A 25,519-nucleotide genomic window follows, 5' to 3' on the forward strand; every position below is an offset into this window, starting at 1 on the left:
TGCCCGCCCCGCCGTGCGCGCGCCCTGGCCGCTGTCCGCACGGCGGGGCTCTCTCCGGGGAGCCCCCTTGCGCCGTTACTTCGCCAGAAAACTCCTGATCTACGCGCTGACCTTCGTCGTCGCCGTCACCGTCAACTGGATGATCCCGCGCTTCATGCCGGGTGACCCGGTGTCGGCCATGGTGGCCCGCGCCCGGGTCTCCCAGCCCGAGGCCGTCGAGGCGATGCGCTCCTACTACAACGATCTGTTCGGCTTCGACGAGCCGGTCTGGCAGCAGTATCTGCACTTCTGGAGCGCCCTCCTGCGGGGCGACTTCGGGCTTTCCATCTGGGTCTTCCCCAAGCCCGTCGCCGATGTCCTGCTCGACGCTCTCCCGTACACCCTGGGTCTGATGATCCCGGCCATCCTGCTCAGCTGGTTCGTCGGCAACTGGGCCGGCGCCCTCGCGGCCCGCCGCAAGGTCCTGGACAACACACTGCTCCCGGCCGGATATCTGCTGACCGCGATGCCGTACATGTGGATCGCCGTCATCCTCGCCTGGGCGCTGGGCTCCAAGGCCGGCTGGTTCCCCCTCTCGGGCGGCTACAGCCTGAACATCCAGCCGAGCTACAGCATCGACTTCGCCGTCGACCTGCTGCAGCACTGGGTGCTGCCCTTCCTCTCCCTCTTCCTGGTCGCGCTCGGCGGCTGGGCCATCGGCATGCGCAACATGATCATTTACGAGCTGGAGTCCGACTACTCGTCCTATCTGTCGGCCCTCGGCGCACCGCAGCGCCTCATCCGCCGGTACGCCTTCCGCAACGCCGTACTGCCCCAGATCACCGGTCTCGCACTCCAGTTGGGCGTCCTGGTGGCCGGAGCGCTCGTCACCGAGATCGTCTTCGCCTATCCGGGCCTCGGCTCCCTCATCCTGGCGGCGATCCAGAACCAGGACTTCTTCCTGCTCCAGGGTGCCTTCCTGTTCATCGTCATCGGGGTGCTGATCGCCAACTTCCTCATCGACATCGTGTACGTCGTCGTCGACCCCCGCACCCGTACCGGCATGGCTGGAGGCCACTCGTGAGCACCGTGCCCGAACCGGCCACCGACACCGTCGCCGTGCCCGCACCCCAGCCGACCCGCGAGACGCTCCACTACGCCCTGCGCAACCCCAAACTGCTCATCGGCTTCACGGTCGTCGCGCTGCTCCTGGTCGTCGGCGTCATCGGCCCGCCACTGCTCGACAACGCCGACCCCAACGAGTACGTGGGACCGCAGGCCGCACCGCCGGACGGGACGTACTGGATGGGCACCACCACCTTCGGACAGGACGTGTACGCGCAGTTCGTGCACGGACTGCGCGCCACCTTCCTGGTGGGTGTCGTCGGCGGAGCCCTCGCCGCCGTCATCGCCATGCTCGTCGGATTCCTCGCCGGCTACCGCGGCGGAGTCGTCGACGAGATCCTCAACATGGTCACCAACGTGGTGCTGGTCCTGCCCGCCCTCGCCGTCCTGCTGATCATCAACGCCTATCTCGGGGTGCGCTCCGTCGCCGTGCAGGGACTGTTCATCGGCCTCACCTCATGGCCGTGGGCGGCGCGCGCTATCCGTGCGCAGACCTTCTCGCTGCGCACCCGGGAGTTCGTCGACCTGGCCCGGCTCAGCGGGTGCTCCACCTGGCGGATCGTCTTCCGCGAGATCGCGCCCAACATGAGCTCGTACCTCTTCATGATGTTCATCCTGCTCTTCGGCGGCTCCATCCTGATCGCCTCCTCACTGGACTTCATCGGGCTCGGCCCCACGGAGGGCGTCTCGCTCGGGCTGATGCTGCAGAGCGCGCAGCAGTGGAGCGCACTCCAACTCGGCATGTGGTGGTGGTTCGTCCCGCCCGGCGCCGGGATCACCGCGATCGTGGGCGCGCTCTACGTCGCCAATGTCGGCCTCGACGAGGTCTTCAACCCGAAGCTGAGGGAGGCCTGAGCACATGACCCTGACCGTCACCGATCTGCGGGTCCACTACCGCACCCTGCGGGGCGAGGTCCGGGCGCTGGACGGCGTCAGTTTCGATCTGGCCGACGGCGAGATCCTGGGCCTGGCGGGTGAGTCCGGCTGCGGCAAGACGACGCTGGGCAAATCCCTCATCCGTCTCGACGGCCGGATGCGCCACGCGGGCGGCACCGTGACCCTCGACGGCGACGACGTCCCGATCGCCGACGACCGCGCCATGAACGCCTTCCGCTTCCACCGGATATCGCTCGTGCCGCAGTACTCGATGAGCGCACTCAACCCGACCCGACGCATCGGCCGCATGATCCGCGAACTCCTCGCCTCACGTGGTGTCGGTGTGGACACCGACGAACTGCACCGCCGCCTGGATCTGGTCGGCCTGGACCACGACGTCCTGAACCGCTACCCGATCGAGCTGTCCGGCGGGATGAAGCAGCGCACCGTCATGGTGATCTCCACCCTGCTCGACCCGGCCGTCCTCGTCGCCGACGAGGTCACCTCCGCCCTCGACGTCTCCACCCAGCGGGCCGTCGTCGGCGCACTCACCGGGCTGCGCGACAAGGGCCTGGTCACGAGCATGATCTTCGTGACCCACGACCTCGGACTGACCTCGCACATCGCCGACTCCATCATGGTGATGTACGCGGGAAGGGCGGCCGAGAAGGCACCCGCGAAGGTCCTGACGACCGATCCCCGCCACCCGTACACCAAACTCCTGCTCGGCTCGCTCCCGGAGGTCGGGGCCCGGTACGCGGACAAGCCGCTGAAGGGCATAGCGGGCTCTCCGCCCTCCCTGCTCGACCCACCGGCCGGCTGCCGCTTCCGCGACCGCTGCCCTCTCGCCGACGGCCGGTGCGCCGAAGAGCCTCCCGTCGTCGAGGTGGCCCCCCGTCACTCCGTCGCATGCTGGAAGGCGGCCTGATGCTGACCCTCGACCGCGTCACCAAGACCTACCGGGCCGGTGCCTTCGGCGGCGGCTCCGTCACCGCCGTCGACCGGGTCTCCTTCGACGCCGCCCCGGGCGAGGTCGTCTCGCTCATAGGCGAGAGCGGCAGCGGCAAATCCACCATCGGCCGGATGATCCTCGGTCTCACCGAGGTCAGCGACGGCCGCCTCACCCTCGACGGGAAGGCGGTCCGCCCGGGCAAGGACTTCTACCGCCGGGTCCAGGGCGTCTTCCAGGATCCGTTCTCCTGCTACAACCCCGTCTTCAAGGCCGACCGCGTCTTCGCCCTCGTCCGACGCACGTACCACCACGGGGTACCGGACAAGGAGTGGGCCGACCGCGTCGAGCAGGCGGTACGGGACGTGCGCCTGGACCCCGGACAGGTGCTCGGCCGCTACCCGCACCAGCTCAGCGGCGGCCAGCTGCAACGCCTCCTGATCGCCCGCGCCCTCCTGCTCGAACCGGGCTTCCTGGTCGCCGACGAGATCACCAGCATGCTCGACGCCTCCACCCGCATCGACGTCCTCAACCTCCTGGCCGGGCTCAAGGAGCGCGGCCTCGGTGTCCTGTACATCACCCATGACCTCTCGCTCGGCACCTATCTCGCCGAGCGGACCGTGGTGCTGCGCCGCGGCAGGATCGTCGAGCGCGGCGACACCCAGAAGGTGTTCGGCAACCCGCTCCACCCCTACACCCGCACCCTCCTGGCCGCGGTGCCCCGGCTCAACACCCCGTGGACCCTGCCCGAGCCCGTGGAGACCTGCGCCTTCCACGAGGCGGGGGAACAGGGCAGCGATCTGCGCGAGACCGAACCGGACCACTTCGTCGCCTGCGCCCAGCTCCCCGACTGCGGAAGGACCCCGGCGTGACCCTTCGCCACCTGCCCCTGCACGACGGCTGGACGCTCGGCGCCGACGGGCCGGTGCCCCTCGGGCTCCCCACCGGAGGCGTCCCCGCCACCGTGCCCGGCTGCGTCCACACCGATCTGCTCGCCGCCGGTCTCATCGACGACCCGTACCTGGACGACAACGAGACCCGGCTCGACTGGATCGGCCGGACCGACTGGACGTACCGCACCGTCTTCGACTGGACGGACGACGGACGCGACCACGCCGACCTGTGCTTCGACGGGCTCGACACCGTCGCCACGGTCCTGCTCAACGGTTCGGAGCTGGGCCGCACCGCCAACCAGCACCGCAGCTACCGCTTCGCCGTCCGCCCGCTGCTCGTCGAGGGCGCCAACACGATCGACGTACGGTTCACCGCCCCGTACACCTACGCCGAGGAGCTGCGCGAACGGCTCGGCGACCGGCCGGGCGCGTACACCGAGCCGTACCCCTTCATCCGCAAGATGGCGTGCAACTTCGGCTGGGACTGGGGGCCGACCCTGGTCACCTCCGGCATCTGGCGGCCGGTCGCCCTTCAGTCGTGGACCGGGCCGCGGATCGCCTCGGTGAAGCTGCTGGCCGACCTCGTGGACGGCGGGATGCCCCGGCTGGGCGTGACCCTGGACGTGGACCGGGGTGGCGACGGGAGCCCGCTGCAGGCCGTCGTGGAGGTGGCCGGGGAACGGGCCGAGCTCACCGTGCCGGCCGGGCAGGACAGCGCCACCACCACTCTCCTCGTCCCGGACGCCGAGCCCTGGTGGCCGCACAGCCACGGCGAGCAGCCCCTGTACGAGGTGACCGTCCGCCTCGGCGGCCACGCCTGGCACGGCAGGACGGGCTTCCGCTCCGTGTCCCTGGAGCGCGAGGCGTTCCGGATCGTCGTCAACGGCGAACCCGTCTTCGTGCGCGGCGTCAACTGGATCCCCGACGACTGCTTCCCGGCCCGTCTCACCCGGCAGCGGATCTCCGACCGCCTCGACCAGGCGCTGGCCGCAGGCGTCAACCTGATCAGGGTCTGGGGCGGCGGGCTCTACGAGAGCGACGACTTCTACCGGCTGGCCGACGAGAAGGGACTCCTCGTCTGGCAGGACTTCCCGTTCGCCTGCGCCGCCTACCCGGAGGAGCAGCCGCTGTACGACGAGGTGGCGGCCGAGGCCCGCGAGAACGTGGTCCGCCTCGCCCCGCACCCCTCCCTCGTCCTGTGGTGCGGCAACAACGAGAACCTGGAGGGCCACGCCGACTGGGGCTGGCGCAAGGAGCTCGGCGACCGGACCTGGGGCCACGGCTACTACCACGAGCTGCTGCCCGCGATCTGCGCCGAGACCGATCCCACCCGCCCGTACTGGCCCGGCTCGCCCTACTCCGGCTCGCCGGACCTGCACCCCCAGGACCCGGCCCGCGGCACGATCCACATCTGGGACGTCTGGAACCGGGCCGACTACCGCGCCTACGCGGACCGTGTCCCCCGCTTCGTCGCAGAATTCGGCTTCCAGGGCCCGCCCGCCCACGCCACCCTGCGGAGTGCCGTCAGCGGCCCTCTCGCCCCCGACGCCCCGCTGCTCACCCACCACCAGAAGGCCGAGGACGGCAACGCCAAACTGCTCCGCGGCCTCGGCGACCACCTGCCGCAGCCGGGCGGTTCCTTCGACGACTGGCACTGGCTCACCCAGCTCAACCAGGCCCGCGCGGTCGCCTTCGGCATCCGGCACTTCCGCTCGCACACCCCGTACTGCATGGGCACCGTGGTCTGGCAGCTGAACGACTGCTGGCCGGTCGTCTCCTGGGCCGCAGTCGACGGCGACGGCCGCCGAAAGCCCCTCTGGTACGCGCTGCGTGCCGTGTACGCGGACCGGCTGCTGGTCGTGCGTGACGGCGCGCTGCACCTGGTCAACGACGCGGACCGGCCGTGGGCGGGCACGCTGTGCCTGACCCGGCACGATCTGGACGGCACCGTGCTGGCCGAGGAGGAGCTGAGGGTGAGCACGGCGCCGCGCCAGGTCACCCGGGTCGCTCTGCCGCCGTCCGTCGCGGAGCCGGCGGACCGGACACGGGAGCTGCTGGTGGCGCGGCTGGGCGAGGTGCGGACGGTCGAGTTCTACGAGGAGGACACCCGGCTGGCCCTGCCGCCCGCCCGCTACGACGTGACGATCACCCGGAGTGAGGGCGACGCGTCCGCATACCGTGTCGAGGTGACCGCCAGGACACTGCTGCGGGACCTAGCGCTCTTCCCTGACCGGCTCGATCCGGCGGCCGAGGTGGACGAGATGCTCGTCACCCTCCTGCCGGGGGAGAGCACCGTCTTCCGGGTGACCGGCGCGGTGCTCGAGGACCCGGGGGCACTGGGGATCCGCCCGGTGCTGAGGTGTGTCAACGACGCCCTTGCCTAGCCGGGTGGCGGACCCATGGCGAACCATGGCGCACTGGGCCGTCCGGGTGCGGCGAGTTTCCGTCAATCCCGATTGTGGGTCTTGGTACGCACTACCCCGGCCAGGCATGTACCGATGCCCTCTCAGCTATGCTGACGGTCCCTCAAACGGTCAATAAAATAAGACAACATCGAGCCACAGTTCCGCTGATCGGGGGACGTCCACGGATAGGGTCATGTGCCAACGCGGAGCCGCGCGCCAGGCCCGGATGGTGGAATGCAGACACGGCGAGCTTAAACCTCGCTGCCCCTCGGGGGCGTGCCGGTTCGAGTCCGGCTCCGGGCACCACTGCGACATTCGGTGAGGGCACCGGTCCGGACTGGCGTCACTTCAGTGATCAACCTTCAAGAAGATCCTCCTCTGGCACGAGGAAGATCCTCCCCTGGCACTAGGGTGATTCTTTTGCCTACCCATTACTCTTGTGGGAAGGCCACGCAGGGTGGCCATGGAGGAGAGCAATGAGGAGCAGCAACCCGGTCTTCTCGCGACGGGGGTTCAGCCGCGACAACGGCTACGCGGGCTTCAACGCGGCGCCGCAGGCCGGGGCCCCCGTGACGGGCGCCGACCCGTACGCGCAGGGCACCGCCGCGAACCCGTACGCCACCAACCCCTACGCCCAGCAGGACACCCGGTACGGCGCCCCGCAGGCGCCCACGCGCACCGGCGCGATGACGATCGACGACGTCGTCACGCGGACCGCGATCACGCTGGGCACCGTGGTGCTCGGCGCGGCCCTTGCCTGGGCCCTGCTGCCGGTCGACGAGGCGAACCTCGGCAAGTCCTACGGCATCGCGATCGGCGCTGCCCTGGTGGCGTTCGTCCTGTCGCTCATCCAGTCGTTCAAGCGCAAGCCGGTCCCGGCGCTGATCGTCTCCTACGCGGCCTTCGAGGGTGTCTTCCTCGGGGTGATCTCCAGCGCGGTCTCCACGTACATCGGTCCCGGCGTGGTGATGCAGGCGGTGCTGGGCACCATGTGTGTCTTCGCCGGTGTGCTTCTCGCGTACAAGATGCGCTGGATCCGCGTCACCCGTCGCTTCTACGGCTTCGTGATGGCCGCCGCCATGGGCTTCATGCTCCTGATGGTGGTCAACCTGCTGTTCGCCGTCTTCGGCGGGGGCGACGGCCTGGGCTTCCGCAGCGGCGGTCTCGGCATCCTCTTCGGCGTCATCGGGATCATCCTCGGTGCGTGCTTCCTGGCCCTGGACTTCAAGCAGGTCGAGGACGGCATCGCGTTCGGTGCTCCGCGCGAGGAGTCCTGGCTGGCGGCCTTCGGCCTCACCATGACCCTGGTGTGGATCTACCTGGAGATGCTGCGTCTGTTCTCCATCCTCAGCGGCGACGACTGACAGCCGCAGCCCCGCACGACGGAACGGCCCGCAGGCATACCGCCTGCGGGCCGTTCCGCTTGTCCGGATCTCGTACGCCTAAAGCAGCTTCCGCGCCGCCCGCCTCAGGTCGTACTCGTGGATGAGTGCCTTCGCGTGTCCATAGGCGAGGTCGTGTTCGCTCCGCAGCCAGCTGACCTTCTCGTCGAACCGGAGGGCGGGGCCTTCGTCGACGGTGCGGAGCCAGTCGGAGATTTCACGACCGGTGCAGCGGGGGATTCGGGAGAGCAGATTGCGATGGGTCTCTTCGGAGAAGACATGGTTCATCGGCGCCTCCGACGCATTGCGCGTTGCTGGTCCTTCCCGACACCGTGCCTGAGCGTTGGCCCGTTGGCAACCATCACGGACCGGCGCGTAGGGTCACTGGGTGCTCGATACGACCCCGCTGATCACCGCCGTGGACCGATTTGCCGACCGGCTGCGTGCCGCTCCGCAGAGCAGGCTGCAGCGCGGAGCCGCCGCCGAAGGGCTGGCCACGGCCAGGGAATTGGCCGTACGGGCCCAGCGCATCGAGGCGCCGGACCGCGAGCCGCACATCCTGCCGGACGTCGGCGTGTTCGCGATCGGTGACCAACTCGCGGTCGTGGGGCGGGACTTGGCGGTGGCACTGGAAACGGCCCCGTCCGTGGAGCTGGACGAGGCCGTGCGATTCGTCGAGGAAGCGTCCGCCCGGGCATTCGCGTAGCGGTCTTCGGGCAGCGGCCGGCGAGAGCCGCTGCGGGGAATCCGGGCTTCCCGGAGGGTTCCTGGGGGCGCCAGGGGTTCCGGGAGTGCTTCCGGTTGGTCAGAAAGAAGCGATGACACGGTCGGCGAGAATGTAGACGTTCTCCTTGCCGCAGGAGAACGTCAGCGCGTACGCGCCGGAGACGCCGGAGCCGCCCAGCAGCACCGGGTGTTCACCGGCCAGCAGCGCCCGGCCGAGCTGTTCGGCCGTCTCGCGGTGGCCGGGAGTCATGCAGAGCGTGGTGCCGTCGGCGAAGACGTAGACGTCGAGGGTGCCGAGCGGGCCGGGGCGGACGTCGGCGAGCTCGGTACGGCGGTCGGCGAGTTCCTCCAGCCGGCCCACGGTGCGCTCGTGGTCGGTGACGACCGGGGTCTGCACCGGTACGAAGTCGGGGTGCGAGGGGTGGCGGCGGCGGGCCGCGGCCAGCTCGGGGGAGTCCTCGGGGAACTCCGCCGTCTCGGGCAGCTCGGTTATCTCCGCCAACTCGGCCAGTTCCGTCAGCTCTTCGAGCGCCTCGGTGGCGTCGAGGTCCATGGCCTCCAGGCCCGCGAAGTCGGCCTGGCGCGGCAGGAAGAACGGCGTGTCCTCGCCGATCCCGGAGAGACCGCCCAGCAGGGACGGGGCGTCGGCGGCGTCGCGTGCCTCCTGGGAGGCCCAGAATGCCCGGGCCTCGGCGAGCTCGCGCTCACGCTCCTCGGCGAGTGCTTCGGCCACAGCGGCGCGTATTTCGGCGGCGGGGGTAGCCGTGGCGCGGCTCTGCGGCGGCACCGACGCGGTACGGGCGTTGCCCGCGGCCAGCTCGATGCGCAGGGCCGTGACCTGCTTGCGCAGCCCGTGAGCAGCGTGCAGCGCAGCAGTGCCCACAGCCGTCGCAGCGGCGGTGGTCAGCAACAGGGCAAGAGGCATGATGCTCACTGACATACTCCCGGTTTCAATTGATCCCACGACTTCCTACATCAGCTTGGCCTGCACCCGTGCCCGTTGTCAGTGCATTACGTCACGAATTGGACAGTTCTTTGGGGCTCGTGTTTACCCCTGATGTGGGTGTGACCTGCAAAAACACCTCTCCCCCAGGAGATAGGTCACATCCTGGGGGAGATTCGGTCACGGTCGGAGCTCGGAACCAGCCATGTCGTGGGTGGGTGAGCCGCCGGGAGAGACTCACCCGGCGGCTCCGGAAGTGATCAGCTCAGCCGCTCGGGGCTTGTGGTCGCGTTCGCTTCGCTTCCGCTGCAGCTCAGCTCAGGCGCTCGATGACCATCGCCATGCCTTGGCCGCCGCCGACGCACATGGTCTCCAGGCCGAACTGCTTGTCGTGGAACTGCAGGCTGTTGATCAGCGTGCCGGTGATCCGGGCGCCGGTCATGCCGAAGGGGTGGCCGACGGCGATCGCGCCACCGTTGACGTTGACCTTCTCCAGCGGCAGGCCGAGGTCGCGGTAGGAGGGGATCACCTGGGCGGCGAACGCCTCGTTGATCTCGGCCAGGTCGATGTCGTCGACGGTGAGTCCGGCCCGCTTCAGGGCCTGCTTGCTGGCCTCCACCGGTCCGTACCCCATGATCTCGGGGGAGAGGCCGGAGACACCGGTCGAGACGATCCGGGCCAGCGGGGTCAGACCCAGCTCGCGCGCCTTCGTGTCGGACATGATCACGAGAGCGGCGGCGCCGTCGTTGAGCGGGCAGCAGTTGGCGGCGGTGACCAGTCCGTCGGGGCGGAAGACCGGCTTCAGACCCTGCACGCCCTCCAGCGTGACGCCCGCGCGCGGGCCGTCGTCCTGGGAGACGACCGTGCCGTCGGGGGTCGTGACCGGGGTGATCTCGCGCGCCCAGAAGCCGTTCTTGATGGCTTCCTCGGCGAGGTTCTGCGACCGTACGCCGAACTCGTCCATGTCCTGACGGGTGACGCCCTTGAGGCGGGCCAGGTTCTCGGCGGTCTGCCCCATCGCGATGTAGGCGTCCGGCACGAGGCCGTCCTCGCGCGGGTCGTGCCAGCTCGCACCGGTCTCCTCGGCGCGCGCGGCGGTGCGGGCCTCGGCCTCGGCGAAGAGCGGGTTGTGCGTGTCCGGAAGGCTGTCGGAGTTGCCCTTCACGAAGCGGGACACCATCTCGACACCGGCCGAGATGAAGACGTCCCCCTCGCCGGCCTTGATGGCGTGCAGCGCCATGCGGCTCGTCTGCAGGGAGGACGAGCAGTAGCGGGTGACCGTACAGCCGGGAAGGTGGTCCATCCCCATCTGTACGGCGATGATGCGGCCCAGGTTGTTGCCCTGCTCGCCACCGGGGAGGCCGCAGCCGAGCATCAGGTCGTCGATGTCCCTCGGGTCCAGCTCGGGGACCTTGGCCAACGCCGTCTGGATGATCGTGGCGGTCAGGTCGTCCGCCCGCAGGTCCTTCAGCGAACCCTTGAAGGCCCGGCCGATGGGAGAACGGGCAGCAGAGACGATCACGGCTTCAGGCATCACGCGGCTCCATGAGGGCTGGAAGGCTGGCTGTCCGGCAGGACTGACCGGCAGACCTGACGGGCAGGACTGCCTTGGAAGTTACCCGGCCGTATCGCTGAGGTCACCCGGCAGGCCATGTGATGCGGACCTCTTTTCTAAGCGACCGCTCAGTCGAGTGGACGGGGTCGGTGGACGGGGTCGAGTGCATGCGGATGTTCAGGCGTGCCGGGGCGCGGGATCCGTGCCCGCGTCCCCGCCCGCGCGCGGGTCCCCGTCCCGGTGCACGTCGGGGCGTCTGCCGTCCGGATGCTGGCCGTCCGGATGCTGGCCGTCCGGCAGCGGTACGTCGGGGTGCTGCCCGTCCGGATGGGGATGGGACCGCGCCAGCGGCTCCGGCTGCGGCTCCGTGGCCGCAGGCAGACGCCGCCGCCTGCGGTGCTTGAGCAGGGCCCAGGGCGCCCGCGCCCCCGTGACCTCCGTACCGGCCTCCCTGGCCGCCTGGGACGCCGCCTTGGCCACCGGAAGCATGTCCTCGCGGCGCGAGCCGTCGAGGCGGTCGGACTCCGGCCACAGCCCCAGCACGGCGCACAGGGTCGGCAGCAGCGCCATCGCCGCCGTCGCGTAGCCCTCGGCCGACGGGTGGTAGTTGTCCGGGCCGAACAGCTCGCGCGGGTTCGCCTCGAACTCGGGGCCCAGCAGGTCGCCCAGCGACACCGTGCGCCCGCCCTGTTCCACCGAACCGATCGTCTGGGCCGCGGCCAACTGGCGGCTCGCCCGCCGGGCCAGCCAGCGCAACGGCTGGTAGACCGGCTCGATCGTGCCGAGATCAGGGCACGTACCGACGACCACCTCCGCGCCCGTCGTGCGCAGTCTGCGCACGGCGGTGGTCAGGCACCGCACCGAGTGGGTGGCGGGCATCCGATGTGTCACATCGTTCGCCCCGATCATGATCACGCAGACGTCGGGCGTACGGGAGGTGTCGGCCAGCAGCACCGACACCTGCCGCTCCAGATCGTCCGACCGTGCCCCCGGCTGCGCGACATTCCGCAGATCCACCGGACGCTCGGAGACCGCCGCCAGCCCCGAGGCGAGCAGCGCCCCGGGGGTCTGTCCGGCCCTGCGTACGCCCTGGCCGGCCGCGGTGGAGTCGCCGAGCAGGCCGAGCAGCAAAGGCTCCGCCGGGCCGGTGAAGGCCACCCCGTACCGCCCGTCGGCACTCGGCGGGACGGGTGCGATACCGCCACCCACCTGCCGCTTCGCCAGCTGGACCTCCGCCAGCACCACGCCCACCGCCGCCGCACCGAGCAGTCCGATACTGCCGCCGCCGTAGGCGGCCCCTGCCGCGATCCGCCGTGCCACCCTTGCTCTTGACACAGTCCGGTCCACCTCCTCGTCGCCGTACCGTCGTACATAGAGCTAACTGCCCCGTAACGACCGTCGCCCAATCGCTTCGCCCAATCTCATCCCCGTACGCATACGCTGGCCGCACCATCTCGGAGACCCCGGAGTAACACGGTGCAATTTCACGATTCGATGATCAGTCTCGTTGGCAATACCCCGCTGGTGAGGCTGCGCAGTGTGACGGCCGGCATCGAGGCGACGGTGCTGGCCAAGGTCGAGTACTTCAACCCCGGCGGTTCGGTCAAGGACCGCATCGCCCTGCGCATGATCGAGGCGGCCGAGGAGAGCGGCGCGCTGCAGCCCGGCGGCACGATCGTCGAGCCGACGAGCGGCAACACGGGCGTCGGCCTGGCGATCGTCGCGCAGCAGAAGGGCTACAAGTGCATCTTCGTCTGCCCGGACAAGGTGTCCACGGACAAGATCAATGTGCTGCGCGCGTACGGTGCCGAGGTCGTCGTCTGCCCGACGGCTGTCGACCCCGAGCACCCGGACTCGTACTACAACGTGTCCGACCGGCTGGTCCGTGAGACGCCGGGCGCCTGGAAGCCCGACCAGTACTCGAACCCGAACAACCCGCGTTCGCACTACGAGACCACCGGTCCCGAGCTGTGGGAGCAGACGGACGGGAAGATCACCCACTTCGTGGCGGGCGTGGGCACCGGTGGCACGATCACCGGCACCGGCCGCTATCTGAAGGAGATCAGCGGCGACTCGGTCAAGATCGTCGGCGCGGACCCGGAGGGCTCGGTCTACTCCGGCGGCTCCGGACGTCCGTATCTGGTCGAGGGCGTCGGTGAGGACTTCTGGCCGAGCGCGTACGACAGCACGGTGACGGACGAGATCGTCGCGGTGTCCGACAAGGACTCCTTCCAGATGACCCGCCGGCTCGCCAAGGAGGAGGGCCTGCTCGTCGGCGGCTCCTGCGGCATGGCGGTCGTGGCGGCCCTGGAGGTCGCGCAGCGGCTCGGCCCGGACGACGTGGTCGTCGTACTCCTGCCGGACAGCGGCCGCGGCTACCTGAGCAAGATCTTCAACGACGAGTGGATGGCCGACTACGGCTTCCTGGAGGACACCGGCCCGTCGGCTCGTGTGGGAGACGTGCTCGCCCACAAGGAGGGCCCGATCCCGACGCTCGTCCACATGCACCCGGAGGAGACCGTCGGCGAGGCGATCGACGTCCTGCGCGAGTACGGCGTCTCGCAGATGCCGATCGTGAAGCCGGGCGCCGGCCACCCGGACGTGATGGCCGCGGAGGTCATCGGTTCGGTGGTGGAGCGGGAGCTGCTGAACGCGCTGTTCGCGCAGCGCGCCTCGCTGACCGACCCGCTGGAGAAGCACATGTCGCCGCCGCTGCCGCAGGTCGGCTCGGGCGAACCGGTCGAGGACCTGATGTCGGTACTCAGCGGTGCGGACGCCGCGGACGCGGCGATCGTCCTCGTGGAGGGCAAGCCGAAGGGCGTCGTGAGCAGGCAGGACCTGCTGTCGTTCCTGGCGAAGGACGCCGGTCCGAAGCAGTAGAGCGGGAATCGGGGCTTCGTGAAAACGGTACGAGCGCGACACGTACCCGCAGCACCGGCTTAACACGGCTCCGGCACATTGGTGGGTGTCGGCAGGGAAACCCGCCGGCACCCGAGACGGCGACACGGACTACGGAGCGGCTCCCGGACCTCCACTGTCGCCAGGACGCGATCAGCCGGCCCTGACCCGGACCCGCGTCCCTCGCGGGGACCGCCGTCGTCCCGCCCCCCGGGAAACCGGGGGTGCGGCGGTCCCTGCGACATACCTCCAGACGCGTCCGCCGGCGGCCGAGGGCGGCTCATCCGGCGGGCGCGGCCGCCCAGCTCGCCAGGAGCGCGATCCGCTCGGCGGTCTCGGTGTCCGGCTGCGGCGTATAGACGACCAGCGACTGGTCGGGATCGCCGGGCAGCGCCAACGTCTCGTACGGAAGCGTCAGTTCGCCCGCCACGGGATGCTGGATGCGCTTGACCCCGTAGGTCTTCGCCTTGACCTGGTGGTCCGCCCACAGCCGCCGGAAGTCCTCACTCCGCATCGACAACTCGCCGACCAGTGTGGCGAGCTGTCTGTCCGTCGGGTGCAGCCCGGCGTCCAGCCGCAGGTGCGAGACCGTCTCCGCCGCCACTGCCGCCCACTCCGGGTACATCTCGCGCGCCGCAGGTTCCAGGAAGACCTGGCGCGGCATGTTGCGCGCGGCGGTGGGCATCCGGGAGAAACCGACGAGGGCGTCGCCCAGCGCGTTCCAGGCCAGCACGTCCATGCGGCGGCCCAGGACGAACGCGGGGGCCCGGTCGATGGTGTCCAGCAGCAACCGCAGCCCGGGCCGTACCCGCTGCGCGGCGGCCGGCCGCTCGCCGCGTGCCTTCGTGTTCGGCCGCGCCACGGTGCGCAGATATGCGAGCTCCGTCTCGTCCAGCCGCAGCACCCGGGCGATCGCGTCGAGCACCGCGTCCGAGACGCTCGGTCCACGCCCCTGTTCCAGCCGGATGTAGTAGTCGACGCTCACCCCCGCGAGCTGGGCGACCTCCTCGCGGCGCAGCCCGGGCACCCGGCGTCGGCCGTATGCCTGCAGGCCTACGTCCTCGGGCTGAATCCGTGCGCGTCGCGAGCGGAGAAAGTCTCCGAGGTCCCCATCCATGCGTTCGATCCTAAGAGACGGTCCCGGAGCGGAGCCTGGTACTGCCGGACCCAGGAAAGACGCATCCCTGGGTAACGGATGCCGGGCGGCGAAGAGTGGAACCTGCCACCGGGGAGACGCCCGGCGGACACCACGGACCGCAAGGAGCACGCCATGTCGTACGAGACCCTCGCAGGCCGCACCGCTGTCATCACCGGAGCCGCCAGCGGTATGGGCGCCGCCACTGCCCTCCTGCTCGCCGACCGGGGAGCCAGGGTGGCGCTGCTGGCCCGGCGGGCGGACCGGTTGGAAGAAGTGGCCGCCGCGGTCACCGCGAAGGGCGGCGAAGCCCTCGTCGTGGCGGCGGACGTCACCGACCAGGCATCCGTCGACGCGGCTGCCGAGCGTGTCCACACCGCCTACGGCGAGGTCGACCTGGTGGTCAACGCGGCCGGAGTCATGCTGCCGAACCCGGTGGACGAGGGCCGCACGGACGAGTGGCAGCGGATGCTCGACACCAATGTGGCGGGCGCGCTGCGGATCATCCGTGCCTTCACCCCCGACCTGGTGGCGGCCGCCGCCGAGGGCCGCACCGCCGACCTGGTGAACATCTCGTCGATCGGCGCGCACATCGCGTTCCCCGACTACGCCGTGTACGGGGCGACGAAGGCGGCACTCAGCCACCTGTCGGCATCCCTGCGCGCGGAGTTCGGTCCGCGGGACGTCCGCGTCACGAACATCGAGCCGGGCCTCACCGACACGGAGCTGGGCAGCCACATCGACAACGCGGAGCTGTCGGGCCGGCTGGACGGCATGTTCGACGCGCTGGGCTCCCTGTCCGGCGACGACATCGCCGACCTGGTCGCCTACACCACCAGCCGCCCGCGCCACGTCAACCTGCGCCAGCTGATCGTGCTCCCCACCCGCCAGGTGTGACCGTCGGCCGTTCAGCCCTCCCAGTCGGACTTCGTGCGTTCCTCCGAGCGCCGGAACAACGGCCGGCTGCGGGCCACCTGGGCGACATTCACCCCGACGATCCCCAGCCACGCCACGACGAGCCCCTCGATCCCGGCGTTCGCGACGCCGATCGCGGACAGCGGGATGGCCAGTACCAGCGAGATGATCCCGAACCCGAACCGTTCGCCGAAGTTCGCCATCGGCTCGTGGGGCGCCCGGGCCCCTCGGGCGACCGTGATCTGCTGCTCGGCGAGATGACGCCGGACGCGACGGTCGAGGGTCTCGTCGAGACGCCGGTCGACCTTCTCCAGGAACGAGTCGATGAGCGCCGACTCGTACTCGGGCCCCAGCTCACTGCGGGCCTGCAAGGTGGCATTGAGCTCTTTCTCGAGCTCGGAGTCACGGGCTTCCATGGTCCAACGGTACGGAGCGGACGAGCCCGGCACAGTGGGGCTAGCCCCCCTGTTGGAGGTCGGGGGCGTACCGGGCGGGCCCTCGGTGGAGATGGGCCTCCCGCCGATGCCGGCGTTTCCGCTCCTGACGCCGCGAAGCGTCGCGCCGTGGCCCACACCGGGTCGAGGACGACCGCGACCCGGTGGGGACCGGGCTCAGCCGGCCGGGACCCGGTCCGGCGCGGTGATCGTGGCCGCCGGGATGTGTGTCGTGTCGCGTCGGGCGAGCAGCCAGTACAGCAGGGCGGGTACGAGCAGGCCGATCACCCAGGAGATGTCCGCGCCGCCCAGCGGCTCCACCAGCGGGCCGGTGTAGAAGGTCGTCGCCAGGAACGGGAGCTGGGCGACGATGCCCACCGCGTACACCGACAGTGCGTCCCAGCGCCAGGCGCCGTAGCGGCCGTCGGGGTCGGACAGGGCCGGGATGTCGTACCGCTCACGCGAGATCAGGTAGTAGTCGACGAGGTTGATCGCCGACCACGGGGTGAAGAAGGTCAGCAGGAACAGCAGGAAGTCCTTGAACGACGTGAGGAAGGTGTCCTTGCCGAGCAGGGCGACCGCCGTGCCCGCGATCATGATCACGGCGATGTAGGCGGAGCGGCCGCGCTGCGAGAGAGCCCGCTGCCCGCGGAAGCCGCTGATGCCGGTGACCATCGACATGAACCCGCCGTAGGTGTTCAGCACGTTGATGGTCAGCTTGCCGAGCGCGATCACGAAGTAGAGCAGCGAGGCGATCAGTCCGGTGCCGCCCAGGGAGACGACGTAACTGACCTGGTCGTCGAGGAACGCCTCGCCCGCGGATGCCGCGACCAGCACGCCGAACGCCATGGACCACTGGGAGCCGAGCGTCGTGCCGGCCAGCGTCCACCAGAAGGTGGCGCGGGAGCTCGTGTGGCGCGGCAGGTAGCGCGAGTAGTCCGCGACATAGGGGCCGAACGCCAGTTGCCAGGACGCCGCGATCGACACCGCGAGCAGGAACATCGGCAGGTCGAAGGCGCGATCGGCGAGGGCGGCGCCGAGATCGATCCGGTCCAGCAGACGGATGCCGAGATAGACGAAGGCCAGTGCGCAGACCACGCTGGCGACCCGGCCGAGGACGTGGACGACCCGGTATCCGATCGCCGCCATCAGCGCGGTGATCACGGCGAAGACGAGGATGCCGGACGTCTGCCCGAGATGGGTGAGCTCGCCGACCGCCTGGCCGGCCAGCACGCTGCCGCTGGCGAAGAAACCGACGTACATCACGACGACGAGGAGCAGCGGCACGACCGCGCCCCGCACCCCGAACTGCGCCCGGCTGGAGATCATCTGGGGCAGACCCAGCCGGGGCCCCTGCGCGGAGTGCAGCGACATCACCGCTCCGCCGAGCAGATTGCCCGCCAGCAGGCCGATCAGTGACCAGAAGGCGCCGCCGCCGAAGATGACCGCGAGCGCGCCGCTGACCACTGCGGTGATCTGGAGGTTCGCGCCGAGCCAGAGGGTGAACTGGGAGAACGCGTTTCCGTGTCGTTCGTCGTCCGGTACGACGTCGATCGAGCGGCGCTCGACGAGAGAGTCGGCCATGGGGGTGCTCCTTTTCGCTTACTTCTGTGTCAGGCCGTGCGCCGCGGCCCACTCGTGCGCCACGTCCTCCGGATCCTTCTTGTCCTTGTCCACCAGGCGGTTCAGCTCCGTGAGGTCCTTCGTCGTGAGCGTGGCGCCCAGGCGTGCCAGTGCCTTGCGGACCGTGGAGTCAGCCGCGCGGTCCGCGATCAGGGGGACCACGTGCTGGCCGGGGATCAGGTTCTTGGGGTCGGTGAGGACCACCCAGCCCTCGGCGGCGATGTCCGTGTCGGTGGTGAAGAGGTTGGCGACGTCGACGTCGCCCTTCTTCAGGGCCCCCTTGACCAGCGGGCCGGAGGAGTCCAGCGACTTGAACTCCTTGAACTCGACCCCGTACACGTCCTTCAGGCCCACCGCCCCGACCGTCCGCTTCTTCACCTCGGGGGCCGCGCCGATGACGAGCTTTCCGTTCTGCTTCGCCAGGTCGGCGAGGGAGGACAGGCCGTACTTCCTGGCCGTCCTCGGGGTGACCACGAAGGCGTCCGAGTCCTCGGCCATGCCGTACGGAAGGATCTGGAGGCCCTTGGGGAGGGCGATGGCCAGGGCGTTCTGCATCTCGCCCTCCTCGGTGGCCTTCGCCTTCGGGTCGAGGTAGTGCAGGAGGGCGCCCTGGTACTCGGGGAGGAGGTCGATGTCCCCGCCCTCGAGGGCGGGGATGAGGATCTCGCGGGTGCCCAGGTTGGCGCGGACCTCTGTCTTCACTCCGGCGGCCTGCAGGGCTTCGGCGTAGAGGTAGCCGAGTACCTGGTTCTCGGTGAAGTTGGCGGTGCCGATGGTGACGCCGCCGGCGCTGGAACCGGCGCCGCCGCTGCCGCCTCCGCCCTGGCCGTCGAGCGAGGTGATGCCGCTGCTGCAGGCCGCGAGTGCGGGGACGGCAGCCGCGGCGAGGAGGCCGCCCAGCAGGGAGCGGCGGGTGGTGCTGTGGGGCTGGTGAGTCATGGGTGGTCTCCTCAGGCGGTGCGGTGGCGGAAGAGGATGCGCTGCAGTCCGGACAGGATCAGGTCCAGGGCGACGGCCACGACCGCCACCAGGACGGCGCCGCCCAGTACCTGGACGAGGTCGCGCTGGGCCAGGCCGTCGAAGACGTACCGGCCGAGGCCGCCGAAGCTGACGTACGCGGCGACCGTGGCGGTGGCGACGACCTGGATCAGGGCGAGGCGCAGGCCGGTCATGATCAGAGGGAGGGCCAGAGGGAGTTCCACCTGCCAGAGGATCTGGTGGCCACGCATGCCCTGGCCGCGGGCGGCGTCCTTCACCTCCGGGTCGACAGCGGTCATCCCGGCGTAGGTGTTGGTGACGATCGACGGGACGGCGAGGGCGACCAGCGCCACGTACACGGGGGTCATCGACAGGCCGCTGGCCAGGAAGACCAGCACCACCAGGCCGACCGTGGGGAGCGCACGGCCGAACGACGAGAGGTTGATGGCGAGGAACGCGCCGCGCCCCGTGTGGCCGATGAGCAGGCCGATCGGGAGCGCGATCGCCGTGGCGATCAAGGTGGCGAGGAGCGAGTACTGGAGATGCTCGGCCAGGCGGTGCCCGATGCCGTCCGGGCCCTGCCACTGTTCGGCGCTGGTCAGCCAGGTGCCGAGGTTCGCGAAGAGTTCGTACATCGGTCAGGCCCTCTGCTTCCGCTTCCAGGGGGTGAGCACGTACTGCACGGCCACCAGCGCCGCGTCCGCGACCAGCGCGAGCAGCAGGGTCAGGGCGATGCCGACGACCACCGGGGTCGGGAAGTTGCGCTGGAACCCGTCGGTGAAGAGCTGGCCGAGGCCGCCGTCGCCGATGTACGTGGCCACGCTGACCAGCGAGATCGACATGACCGTGGCGATCCGTACGCCCGCCATGATCACTGGGAGGGCGAGGGGGAGCTCGACGGTGAGCAGGATGCGCAGCGGGCGGGTGCCCATCGCCTTGGCCGCCTCCCTGGTGCGCGCCGGGACGGAGTCCAGGCCCTCGACCGTGTTGCGGAGGAGCACGACCAGTGTGTAGACGGTCAGACCGATCACCGTGGTGGTGCGGGTGAGACCGGACACCGGTAGGAGAAGGACGAAGACCGCGATGGACGGGATCGTGAAGAGGATGTTCGACAGGCCCAGGAGGAAGCCGCGCAGGGGGCGCACCCGGTGGGCCAGGACGGCAAGCGGGAGCGAGATCAGCAGGCCGAGGAGCACGGCGGTCAGGGCGGCCTGGAGATGGGAGACGGTGAGGGTGACGAGGTCGCTCGCGTGGTCGGATATCCACGACCAGTCGATGGTCATGCGCTGCCCTTTCCGGCCGGAGCCGTCGCGGGCGGAGGGGCCGCGACCGCAGCGGTGTGGGTGTCCCCCGCCCGCGCGTGGACGGCCTCGCGCGCGGTGACCCCGGTCAGTACGCCCGCGTCGTCGACCCGGGCTATCAGGCCCGCCGGGGAGGCGACCGACTCGTTCAGTGCGGAGAGCAGCGAGTCGGTGTCGCGCAGCGGCCGTACGGGGAGGAGCGGGGCGTCGCCCGCCGGGCCCGACGGAGCGGCTGCCGGGTCCAGCCAGCCGAGCGGCTCGCCCTTGGCGGAGACGACCAGCTGCCAGTCGGCGCGCGCGGCGGGGACGGGTTCGTCGGCCCGCACCGTCGTCGCCGACTGCCGGGGGAGATCAGCGAGCGTGCTCAACGAGAGCAGCTTCAGGCCGCGTTCGGCGCCGAGGAAGTCGGCGACGAAGTCGTCGGCCGGGCGCGCGAGCAGTTCGGCGGGCGGTGCGCACTGCACCAGATGACCGCCGGTACGGAACACGGCGATCCGGTCGCCGAGCCGTACCGCCTCGTCGATGTCGTGGGTGACGAAGACGATGGTCTTGTTCAGCTCCTGCTGGAGGCGGAGCAGCTCGTCCTGGAGCTGGGTCCGGACGACGGGGTCGACCGCGCCGAACGGCTCGTCCATCAGCAGCACCGGCGGATCGGCGGCGAGCGCACGTGCGACACCGACGCGCTGCTGCTGGCCGCCGGAGAGCTGGTGCGGGTAGCGCTTGGCGGCGTCCGCCGGAAGCCCGACCGTCTCCAGCAGCTCGGCCGCGCGGGCCCGGGCGCGCTTGCGTCCGTGGCCCAGCAGCAGCGGGACCGTGGCGATGTTGTCGAGGATCGTGCGGTGCGGAAAGAGCCCGGCCTGCTGGATGACGTATCCGATACCCCGGCGGAGCTCGGCGGCGTCCGCTTCGAGGATGTTCCGGCCGCCGAGCGTGATCGTGCCGGAGCTCGGATCGACCATCCGGTTGATCATCCGGAGAGTGGTCGTCTTGCCGCAGCCGGACGAACCGACCAGGACGGTGATGCCGCCCTCCGGCATGGTGAGGCTGAGCTCATGAACTGCTGTCGTGCCGTTCGGGAAACGCTTGTTCACTGCGTCGAATTTGATCATCGGTCGTCCCTTGCCCCGGCTGCATATAGTCATGCAGAGTTCTCGTTGACTGAATAGGTTGTCAATGCCTCGGGGTAAAACACTGGTTACGGAAGCCCGAGCGGCGAGATTTGATGTCTGAATGAGGAGGGTTCGCGCATGATGTCGTCCCACATGATGGACTCCTCGCCCTTCGGTGGCTGGGCCGCGGATCATGCCGTCTCCGTCGTCGAGCTCGACGGCAGGACCCTTCCCGTCGCCGATGTCGTCCGGATCGCCCGTGGTACCGCTCGGCCCGTGCCCGGTATCGAGGCGATGAAGCGTGTCGACCGGTCCTGGTCCGCGGCCCGGGAGCTCGCCGCGACCGGGCGAGTCTACGGACGGTCCACCGGGGTCGGCGCCAATCGCAACGAGGGCGTGCCCACCGAGGCCGCCGCCGATCACGGGCTGCGCCTGCTGCGCAGCCACGCCGGGGCCATCGGTGACCCGCTGCCCGCCCGCGAGGTCCGTGCCATGCTCGCCGTGCGCGCCAATCAGCTGCTTGCGGGCGGTGCCGGACTGCGGCCCGGCGTCGTCGTGGGTCTCTGCGAGGCGCTGGAGGCCGGCGCGCACCCGGTGGTCAACGAGTTCGGTTCGGTCGGTACCGGGGACATCGCCGCCCTCGCCCAGGTCGGCCTCGCGCTCGCCGGGGAGCACCCCTGGCAGGGGCCCGGCGCCGCGCCCGAGCCCCAGTCGCTCGACAACAACGACGCCCTTGCCCTGATCAGCAGCAATGCCCTCACCCTCGGCCAGGCCGCCCTCGCGCTCGACGAGCTGCGCCGGCTCGTCATCGCCACCGAAGCGGTCGCCGCGCTCTCGCTGCTCGCGGTCGACGGTTCGTACGAGGCGTACGCCGAACCGGTCCACGCCGCCCGTCCGCACCCCGGCTCGTACCAGGTCGCGGCCCGGATGCGGGAGTTGCTCGGCGCCCCCGACCGCCCGGGGCCGCCGCTCGGCCGGATCCAGGACCCGTACGGCTTCCGCTGTCTGCCGCAGATCCACGGCCCCGCGCAGGACGCCGCCGACGCGCTCGAACGTGTCCTCGCCGTCGAGATCAACGCCGCCGCCGAGAACCCGCTGATCTGCCCGGACGCCGGTCTCAACGACAGCCCCGCCGCCTACCACCACGGCGGCTTCTACATGGCCCAACTCGCTCTGGCCCTCGATCACTTCCGGCTCGCGGTCACCCAGGTGGCCCGGCTCTCCACCTCTCGGCTCTCGGCCCTCAACGAGCCCTCCTTCACCCGGCTGCGGCCGTTCCTCGCGGACGGCGAGCCCGCCGCCTCGGGCGTGATGATCCTGGAGTACGCGGCCGGGGCCGCCCTCGGAGATCTGCGGGCGTTCTCCGCGCCCGCCTCGCTCGGGCATGCCGTGCTCTCCCGCGGTGTCGAGGAGCAGGCCAGCTTCGCCTCGCTGGCCGCCCGTCAGACACTGCGCGCCTGCGGCGCCTACCGGCAGGTCGTGGCCTGCGAACTCGTCTCTGCCGTAAGGGCGTTGCGCCTGCGCGACCTGCGGCCCGATCCCGAGCTGCCGGTCGGGCGGGCGTTCACGCTGGCCGATTCGTTGCTCGACCCCGAGCTCGCGGACCGGCCGCTCACCGATGATGTGAAGGCGGCGGCCGGGGAACTGCTCGACCGCTGCGCCGATCTGTGGAACACCGGACTCACCGGAACGAGCCGGGACACCGGACTCGCCAGTACAAGGGGGACAGCATGAGCAGCGGGAGCAGCCCTGCCGCGCGGTTGCAGCAGCTCTTCGAGGGGCACCGGCTCACGCCCACCCAGCGGCGCATCGCGCATTCCATGGTCCGGCGGGCCGCCGACGTGCCGTTCCTGTCCAGCGTGGAACTGGCCGAGCTGGCCGGGGTCAGCCAGCCGTCCGTCACCCGCTTCGCCGTCGCGCTCGGGTTCGACGGGTACCCGGCGCTGCGCAAGCACCTGCGGGAGGTCGCGCCCGGACCCGGTGAGGCGGCGGGCGCCGTCGACGACACGTACAACGAATACCAGCAGGCCGTCCACGCCGAGATCGAGAACCTGCGGCACCTCGCCGATCTGCTCGCCGACCCCACTCCCGTCGAGCGGGCGGGACGACTGCTCGCCGCGTCGCGGCCGCTGCCCGTGCTCGGGCTGCGCGCCGCTTCCTCGCAGGCGCGTGGCTTCGGCTACTTCGCAGCCAAGGTCCACCCGGATGTGCGGGTGCTCGACGAGGGCGGCAGCATGCTGCGCGACCGCATCGACGCCGCGCGGCGGGCGGGGGCGACCGCACTCGTCTGCTTCGCGCTGCCACGCCACCCGAAGGAGGTCGTGGACGCACTCGCGTACGCCCAGGAACAGGGGCTGACCGTGGTTTCGGTGGCCGACTCGGCGTTCGCCCCGGTGGCCGGACACAGCGATCTGCTGATTCCGGCGGCCGTCGGCACCGGGCTCGCCTTCGACACGGCGTGTGCGCCGATGCTGCTGGGGCGGGTGCTGCTGGAGGCGATGTGCGACGACCTTCCCGACGCGCAGGCGCGGCTGGAGGAGTTCGACGCACGGGCCGCGGCGCGCGGTCTGTTCGCCGAGTGAGCGTGGGGACCGGGGCCGTAGCCGCCGGCCGGGAGGGGAGCGGTCCTGCCGGGCCGGGCCGGCACGGGGGACGCCCCCTACTGACGGGTGCTCGGCCGGGATCCACTGCGGATTTTCAGAAATTGCTCAGACACGGCCATTAATCTGCGCCCCACAGAAACAGCACCGATGGCTGTCGAGAGGGGTACGGACGTGGGGCGCGGAGCGCAGTCGCTGGCAAGGGTGGCCGTGATCGTACGGGCCGGAGCCGTACCGCTGTGGTGGCCGGGACTGCTCGCCGCCGCAGTCGGCGCGCTCGTCCCGGGGCTCACCGGCCGACGGATCGGACTGCTCGCCGGGGCCGCGCTCTTCCTGGTCACGGCAGTGGTGGTGGCGCTCGCACGCGGGGGCAGGCACGCGGAACTGGCCAGGGCCGCCACCCGTGCCGGGCGCACCGACTTCCTCCAGGACCGGGCCGTGACCGTACGCAACTGGCGGCGCGGGCACCGGTGGTGGCTGCTGGGCGGATTCCTGGTGGCGGTCGCCAGTGGGTTCCTGCTGCCCGGCGCCGGTGGGCTGGTGCTCGCGGGTGCCGGGGCCGGGCTCTGGATCAAGGCGGTCCGGATCGGACAGCGGGAGCGGAAGAACGACGTCCTGTACTGGGTACGGACCGACCGGGTCGAGAAGGGGCGGCCGGCGGGCAAGCAGGTCGCGGCGTACCGGACGACCGGGCCGGTGGCGGGCGACGCCGCGCCCGGTGGGGCGCGGCGTCGCTGAGGGCGTGCCGCGGGGTCAGACCTCCAGTTCGGCCTCGATCCGCTTCAACTGGTGGCGGGCCATCGCCAGGTTGGCGCGGGCGGAGTCCAGCACCAGGTAGAGGAAGAGACCGTTGGTGCCGCGCGCCTTGAGCAGCCGGATCAGGTGGTACTGGCCGCTGAGGGTGATCAGGATGTCCTCGATCTCATCCTTGATGCCGAGGTGTTCCATCGTGCGGAGTTTGGCACGTACGACATCGGTGTTGCCCGCGGCCGCGACGTCCAGGTTGAAGTCCTTGCCGCCGCCGAGGGTGCCCAGCGCCATGCCGCTGGTGTAGTCGACGAGTGCGACACCGAGGGTGCCCTCGATGGAGGTCATCGCTTCCTTGAGCGACGCTTCGGTGTTGGCCATGAGTGCTCGTTTCCTTTCCTTGCCGGCCTAGGTGACCGGCTCCGTTATCTGGCGTTGCTGGTGCGGATGTGGCTGGTATTACGTGCGGTGCGGGAGGGGGCCGCCGGGGGGCGGGGTGCGTGGGCGCGGGGCATGTGACGCGGGCGCGGGCTGTGCGGTGCGTTGCAGTGCGGTGTCGACCAGTTCGCCGATCCGGGTGCTCGCCCGGCGCCCTTCCAGGTGGAGCCGGCCGACGTTGATCCGGTCCTCGGCCAGGAGCGTGAGGACGGCGGAGGAGCCCGCCGCGTAGGTGGCGATGTAGCCGGTCTCGCCTCGTACGAGGAGTTCCCGGAAGCCGCCCCGGCCGGTCGCCTCCGTCATCCGGAGCGCGACGCCGAGCGAGGCCGCTGTCAGTGCCGCGACGCCCTCCGCCTCCACTCCCGGGGTGTCCTGGGCCAGGACGAGTCCGTCGGTGCTGGCCGCCAGCGCGCCCGCGAGGAGCGGAACCCGGGCGCGTAGCCGCTGGAGTTCGGCCAGGACGTCCTGGACTTCGGCCTCGGGAACCATCAGTTGTCTCCTCCCGGCA

General features: G+C 70.4%; 24 protein-coding genes, 1 tRNA gene and 1 pseudogene. 13 read left to right on the forward strand and 13 right to left on the reverse strand.

Features of this window, described 5'->3' with window-relative positions; genetic code table 11:
• Positions 1–67: 67 nt before the first annotated feature.
• The 7 genes from OG963_RS27120 (at position 68) to OG963_RS27150 (ending at position 7,591) form a co-directional block, all read left to right on the forward strand.
• Positions 68–1,063, forward strand: coding sequence for an ABC transporter permease (locus OG963_RS27120; protein ID WP_093776547.1), 996 nt, complete (start codon positions 68–70; stop codon positions 1,061–1,063).
• Positions 1,060–1,959 (forward strand): ABC transporter permease, encoded by a 900-nt coding sequence (locus OG963_RS27125; RefSeq protein WP_093776549.1) that lies wholly within the window; start codon positions 1,060–1,062, stop codon positions 1,957–1,959. Before OG963_RS27120 ends, OG963_RS27125 begins: the two co-directional genes overlap by 4 nt.
• A gap of 4 nt (positions 1,960–1,963) precedes the next feature.
• Positions 1,964–2,908: an ABC transporter ATP-binding protein gene (locus OG963_RS27130; RefSeq protein ID WP_371799545.1), complete on the forward strand. Its 945-nt coding sequence runs from the start codon at positions 1,964–1,966 to the stop codon at positions 2,906–2,908.
• Entirely contained in the window at positions 2,890–3,801 is a 912-nt protein-coding gene (locus OG963_RS27135) for an ATP-binding cassette domain-containing protein (protein ID WP_319325207.1), read from the forward strand. Before OG963_RS27130 ends, OG963_RS27135 begins: the two co-directional genes overlap by 19 nt.
• Positions 3,798–6,206, forward strand: a complete 2,409-nt coding sequence (locus OG963_RS27140; protein WP_093776553.1) for a glycoside hydrolase family 2 protein — start codon at positions 3,798–3,800, stop codon at positions 6,204–6,206. The genes OG963_RS27135 and OG963_RS27140 overlap by 4 nt, the downstream gene beginning before the upstream one ends.
• A gap of 241 nt (positions 6,207–6,447) precedes the next feature.
• A tRNA-Leu gene (locus OG963_RS27145) sits at positions 6,448–6,533 on the forward strand.
• Between the two features lie 170 nt (positions 6,534–6,703).
• Entirely contained in the window at positions 6,704–7,591 is an 888-nt protein-coding gene (locus OG963_RS27150) for a Bax inhibitor-1/YccA family protein (protein WP_030926896.1), read from the forward strand.
• Between the two features lie 78 nt (positions 7,592–7,669).
• Here the strand turns inward: OG963_RS27150 and OG963_RS27155 are convergent, their stop codons facing one another.
• Positions 7,670–7,897 carry a DUF4287 domain-containing protein gene (locus OG963_RS27155; RefSeq protein WP_030926897.1) on the reverse strand — a complete coding sequence of 76 codons (228 nt, stop codon included), beginning with the start codon at positions 7,895–7,897 and terminating at the stop codon, positions 7,670–7,672.
• A 100-nt stretch (positions 7,898–7,997) separates the two neighbouring features.
• On the opposite strand from OG963_RS27155, the gene OG963_RS27160 reads away from it, so the two are divergent.
• Entirely contained in the window at positions 7,998–8,315 is a 318-nt protein-coding gene (locus tag OG963_RS27160; RefSeq protein WP_093776555.1) for a hypothetical protein, read from the forward strand.
• A 99-nt stretch (positions 8,316–8,414) separates the two neighbouring features.
• Here OG963_RS27160 and OG963_RS27165 read toward each other — a convergent pair whose 3' ends face one another.
• The 3 genes and pseudogenes from OG963_RS27165 to OG963_RS27175 all read right to left on the reverse strand — a co-directional run.
• Positions 8,415–9,245: a hypothetical protein gene (locus OG963_RS27165; RefSeq protein ID WP_093776675.1), complete on the reverse strand. Its 831-nt coding sequence runs from the start codon at positions 9,243–9,245 to the stop codon at positions 8,415–8,417.
• Between the two features lie 346 nt (positions 9,246–9,591).
• Positions 9,592–10,812 (reverse strand): acetyl-CoA C-acetyltransferase, encoded by a 1,221-nt coding sequence (locus OG963_RS27170; protein WP_093930361.1) that lies wholly within the window; start codon positions 10,810–10,812, stop codon positions 9,592–9,594.
• Positions 10,813–11,145: 333 nt separating this feature from the next.
• Positions 11,146–12,153: pseudogene (locus tag OG963_RS27175) on the reverse strand (SGNH/GDSL hydrolase family protein); the annotation flags it as partial.
• A gap of 156 nt (positions 12,154–12,309) precedes the next feature.
• Between OG963_RS27175 and OG963_RS27180 the strand changes: the two are divergent.
• Positions 12,310–13,713, forward strand: coding sequence for a cystathionine beta-synthase (locus tag OG963_RS27180; protein ID WP_030926902.1), 1,404 nt, complete (start codon positions 12,310–12,312; stop codon positions 13,711–13,713).
• Positions 13,714–14,011: 298 nt separating this feature from the next.
• Here OG963_RS27180 and OG963_RS27185 read toward each other — a convergent pair whose 3' ends face one another.
• A complete protein-coding gene (locus tag OG963_RS27185) occupies positions 14,012–14,848 on the reverse strand; it encodes a helix-turn-helix transcriptional regulator (RefSeq protein ID WP_093930360.1) in 837 nt (278 codons plus the stop codon).
• 153 nt (positions 14,849–15,001) lie between these two features.
• Between OG963_RS27185 and OG963_RS27190 the strand changes: the two genes are divergently transcribed.
• The gene (locus OG963_RS27190) at positions 15,002–15,763 is read left to right on the forward strand and encodes an SDR family oxidoreductase (protein ID WP_093930437.1); all 762 of its coding nucleotides are present in this window, start codon (positions 15,002–15,004) and stop codon (positions 15,761–15,763) included.
• Between the two features lie 11 nt (positions 15,764–15,774).
• Here OG963_RS27190 and OG963_RS27195 read toward each other — a convergent pair whose 3' ends face one another.
• The 6 genes from OG963_RS27195 to OG963_RS27220 all read right to left on the reverse strand — a co-directional run bounded on the left by OG963_RS27195 (position 15,775) and on the right by OG963_RS27220 (position 21,226).
• On the reverse strand, positions 15,775–16,197 hold the full coding sequence (locus OG963_RS27195; protein WP_093776559.1) for a hypothetical protein: 423 nt from the start codon (positions 16,195–16,197) through the stop codon (positions 15,775–15,777).
• Between the two features lie 195 nt (positions 16,198–16,392).
• Positions 16,393–17,799, reverse strand: a complete 1,407-nt coding sequence (locus OG963_RS27200; RefSeq protein WP_093776561.1) for a cytosine permease — start codon at positions 17,797–17,799, stop codon at positions 16,393–16,395.
• A gap of 18 nt (positions 17,800–17,817) precedes the next feature.
• Positions 17,818–18,777, reverse strand: coding sequence for an ABC transporter substrate-binding protein (locus OG963_RS27205; RefSeq protein WP_093776563.1), 960 nt, complete (start codon positions 18,775–18,777; stop codon positions 17,818–17,820).
• Positions 18,778–18,788: 11 nt separating this feature from the next.
• A complete protein-coding gene (locus OG963_RS27210; protein ID WP_030926914.1) occupies positions 18,789–19,451 on the reverse strand; it encodes an ABC transporter permease in 663 nt (220 codons plus the stop codon).
• A 3-nt stretch (positions 19,452–19,454) separates the two neighbouring features.
• Positions 19,455–20,099 (reverse strand): ABC transporter permease, encoded by a 645-nt coding sequence (locus tag OG963_RS27215; protein WP_030926916.1) that lies wholly within the window; start codon positions 20,097–20,099, stop codon positions 19,455–19,457.
• Positions 20,096–21,226, reverse strand: coding sequence for an ABC transporter ATP-binding protein (locus tag OG963_RS27220; RefSeq protein WP_371799546.1), 1,131 nt, complete (start codon positions 21,224–21,226; stop codon positions 20,096–20,098). Before OG963_RS27220 ends, OG963_RS27215 begins: the two co-directional genes overlap by 4 nt.
• A 141-nt stretch (positions 21,227–21,367) precedes the next feature.
• On the opposite strand from OG963_RS27220, the gene OG963_RS27225 reads away from it, so the two are divergent.
• The 3 genes from OG963_RS27225 to OG963_RS27235 all read left to right on the forward strand — a co-directional run bounded on the left by OG963_RS27225 (position 21,368) and on the right by OG963_RS27235 (position 24,564).
• On the forward strand, positions 21,368–22,960 hold the full coding sequence (locus OG963_RS27225; protein ID WP_176902296.1) for an aromatic amino acid ammonia-lyase: 1,593 nt from the start codon (positions 21,368–21,370) through the stop codon (positions 22,958–22,960).
• Positions 22,957–23,808 carry a MurR/RpiR family transcriptional regulator gene (locus tag OG963_RS27230; protein WP_093776565.1) on the forward strand — a complete coding sequence of 284 codons (852 nt, stop codon included), beginning with the start codon at positions 22,957–22,959 and terminating at the stop codon, positions 23,806–23,808. Before OG963_RS27225 ends, OG963_RS27230 begins: the two co-directional genes overlap by 4 nt.
• Before the next feature lie 168 nt (positions 23,809–23,976).
• Positions 23,977–24,564: a hypothetical protein gene (locus OG963_RS27235; protein ID WP_256223682.1), complete on the forward strand. Its 588-nt coding sequence runs from the start codon at positions 23,977–23,979 to the stop codon at positions 24,562–24,564.
• 15 nt (positions 24,565–24,579) lie between these two features.
• Here OG963_RS27235 and OG963_RS27240 read toward each other — a convergent pair whose 3' ends face one another.
• On the reverse strand, positions 24,580–24,954 hold the full coding sequence (locus tag OG963_RS27240) for a hypothetical protein (RefSeq protein ID WP_030926926.1): 375 nt from the start codon (positions 24,952–24,954) through the stop codon (positions 24,580–24,582).
• Positions 24,955–25,032: 78 nt separating this feature from the next.
• Complete coding sequence (locus OG963_RS27245) at positions 25,033–25,500, reverse strand: roadblock/LC7 domain-containing protein (protein WP_030926928.1); 468 nt, start codon at positions 25,498–25,500, stop codon at positions 25,033–25,035.
• Positions 25,501–25,519: the final 19 nt, after the last annotated feature.

Origin of the sequence: Streptomyces sp. NBC_01707 (assembly GCF_041438805.1) — a bacterium.
GTDB lineage: Bacteria > Actinomycetota > Actinomycetes > Streptomycetales > Streptomycetaceae > Streptomyces.

Bases quoted from the DNA above. Each gene is read 5' to 3' on its own strand.
- OG963_RS27135 (WP_319325207.1), top strand. From the start codon at position 2,890: ATGCTGGAAGGCGGCCTGATGCTGACCCTCGACCGCGTCACCAAGACC.
- OG963_RS27150 (WP_030926896.1), top strand. From the start codon at position 6,704: ATGAGGAGCAGCAACCCGGTCTTCTCGCGACGGGGGTTCAGCCGCGAC.
- OG963_RS27240 (WP_030926926.1), bottom strand. From the start codon at position 24,954: ATGGCCAACACCGAAGCGTCGCTCAAGGAAGCGATGACCTCCATCGAG.
- OG963_RS27155 (WP_030926897.1), bottom strand. From the start codon at position 7,897: ATGAACCATGTCTTCTCCGAAGAGACCCATCGCAATCTGCTCTCCCGA.
- OG963_RS27235 (WP_256223682.1), top strand. From the start codon at position 23,977: ATGGCTGTCGAGAGGGGTACGGACGTGGGGCGCGGAGCGCAGTCGCTG.
- OG963_RS27130 (WP_371799545.1), top strand. From the start codon at position 1,964: ATGACCCTGACCGTCACCGATCTGCGGGTCCACTACCGCACCCTGCGG.
- OG963_RS27230 (WP_093776565.1), top strand. From the start codon at position 22,957: ATGAGCAGCGGGAGCAGCCCTGCCGCGCGGTTGCAGCAGCTCTTCGAG.
- OG963_RS27170 (WP_093930361.1), bottom strand. From the start codon at position 10,812: ATGCCTGAAGCCGTGATCGTCTCTGCTGCCCGTTCTCCCATCGGCCGG.
- OG963_RS27220 (WP_371799546.1), bottom strand. From the start codon at position 21,226: ATGATCAAATTCGACGCAGTGAACAAGCGTTTCCCGAACGGCACGACA.
- OG963_RS27245 (WP_030926928.1), bottom strand. From the start codon at position 25,500: ATGGTTCCCGAGGCCGAAGTCCAGGACGTCCTGGCCGAACTCCAGCGG.
- OG963_RS27210 (WP_030926914.1), bottom strand. From the start codon at position 19,451: ATGTACGAACTCTTCGCGAACCTCGGCACCTGGCTGACCAGCGCCGAA.
- OG963_RS27225 (WP_176902296.1), top strand. From the start codon at position 21,368: ATGTCGTCCCACATGATGGACTCCTCGCCCTTCGGTGGCTGGGCCGCG.
- OG963_RS27185 (WP_093930360.1), bottom strand. From the start codon at position 14,848: ATGGATGGGGACCTCGGAGACTTTCTCCGCTCGCGACGCGCACGGATT.
- OG963_RS27205 (WP_093776563.1), bottom strand. From the start codon at position 18,777: ATGACTCACCAGCCCCACAGCACCACCCGCCGCTCCCTGCTGGGCGGC.
- OG963_RS27190 (WP_093930437.1), top strand. From the start codon at position 15,002: ATGTCGTACGAGACCCTCGCAGGCCGCACCGCTGTCATCACCGGAGCC.
- OG963_RS27215 (WP_030926916.1), bottom strand. From the start codon at position 20,099: ATGACCATCGACTGGTCGTGGATATCCGACCACGCGAGCGACCTCGTC.
- OG963_RS27195 (WP_093776559.1), bottom strand. From the start codon at position 16,197: ATGGAAGCCCGTGACTCCGAGCTCGAGAAAGAGCTCAATGCCACCTTG.
- OG963_RS27200 (WP_093776561.1), bottom strand. From the start codon at position 17,799: ATGGCCGACTCTCTCGTCGAGCGCCGCTCGATCGACGTCGTACCGGAC.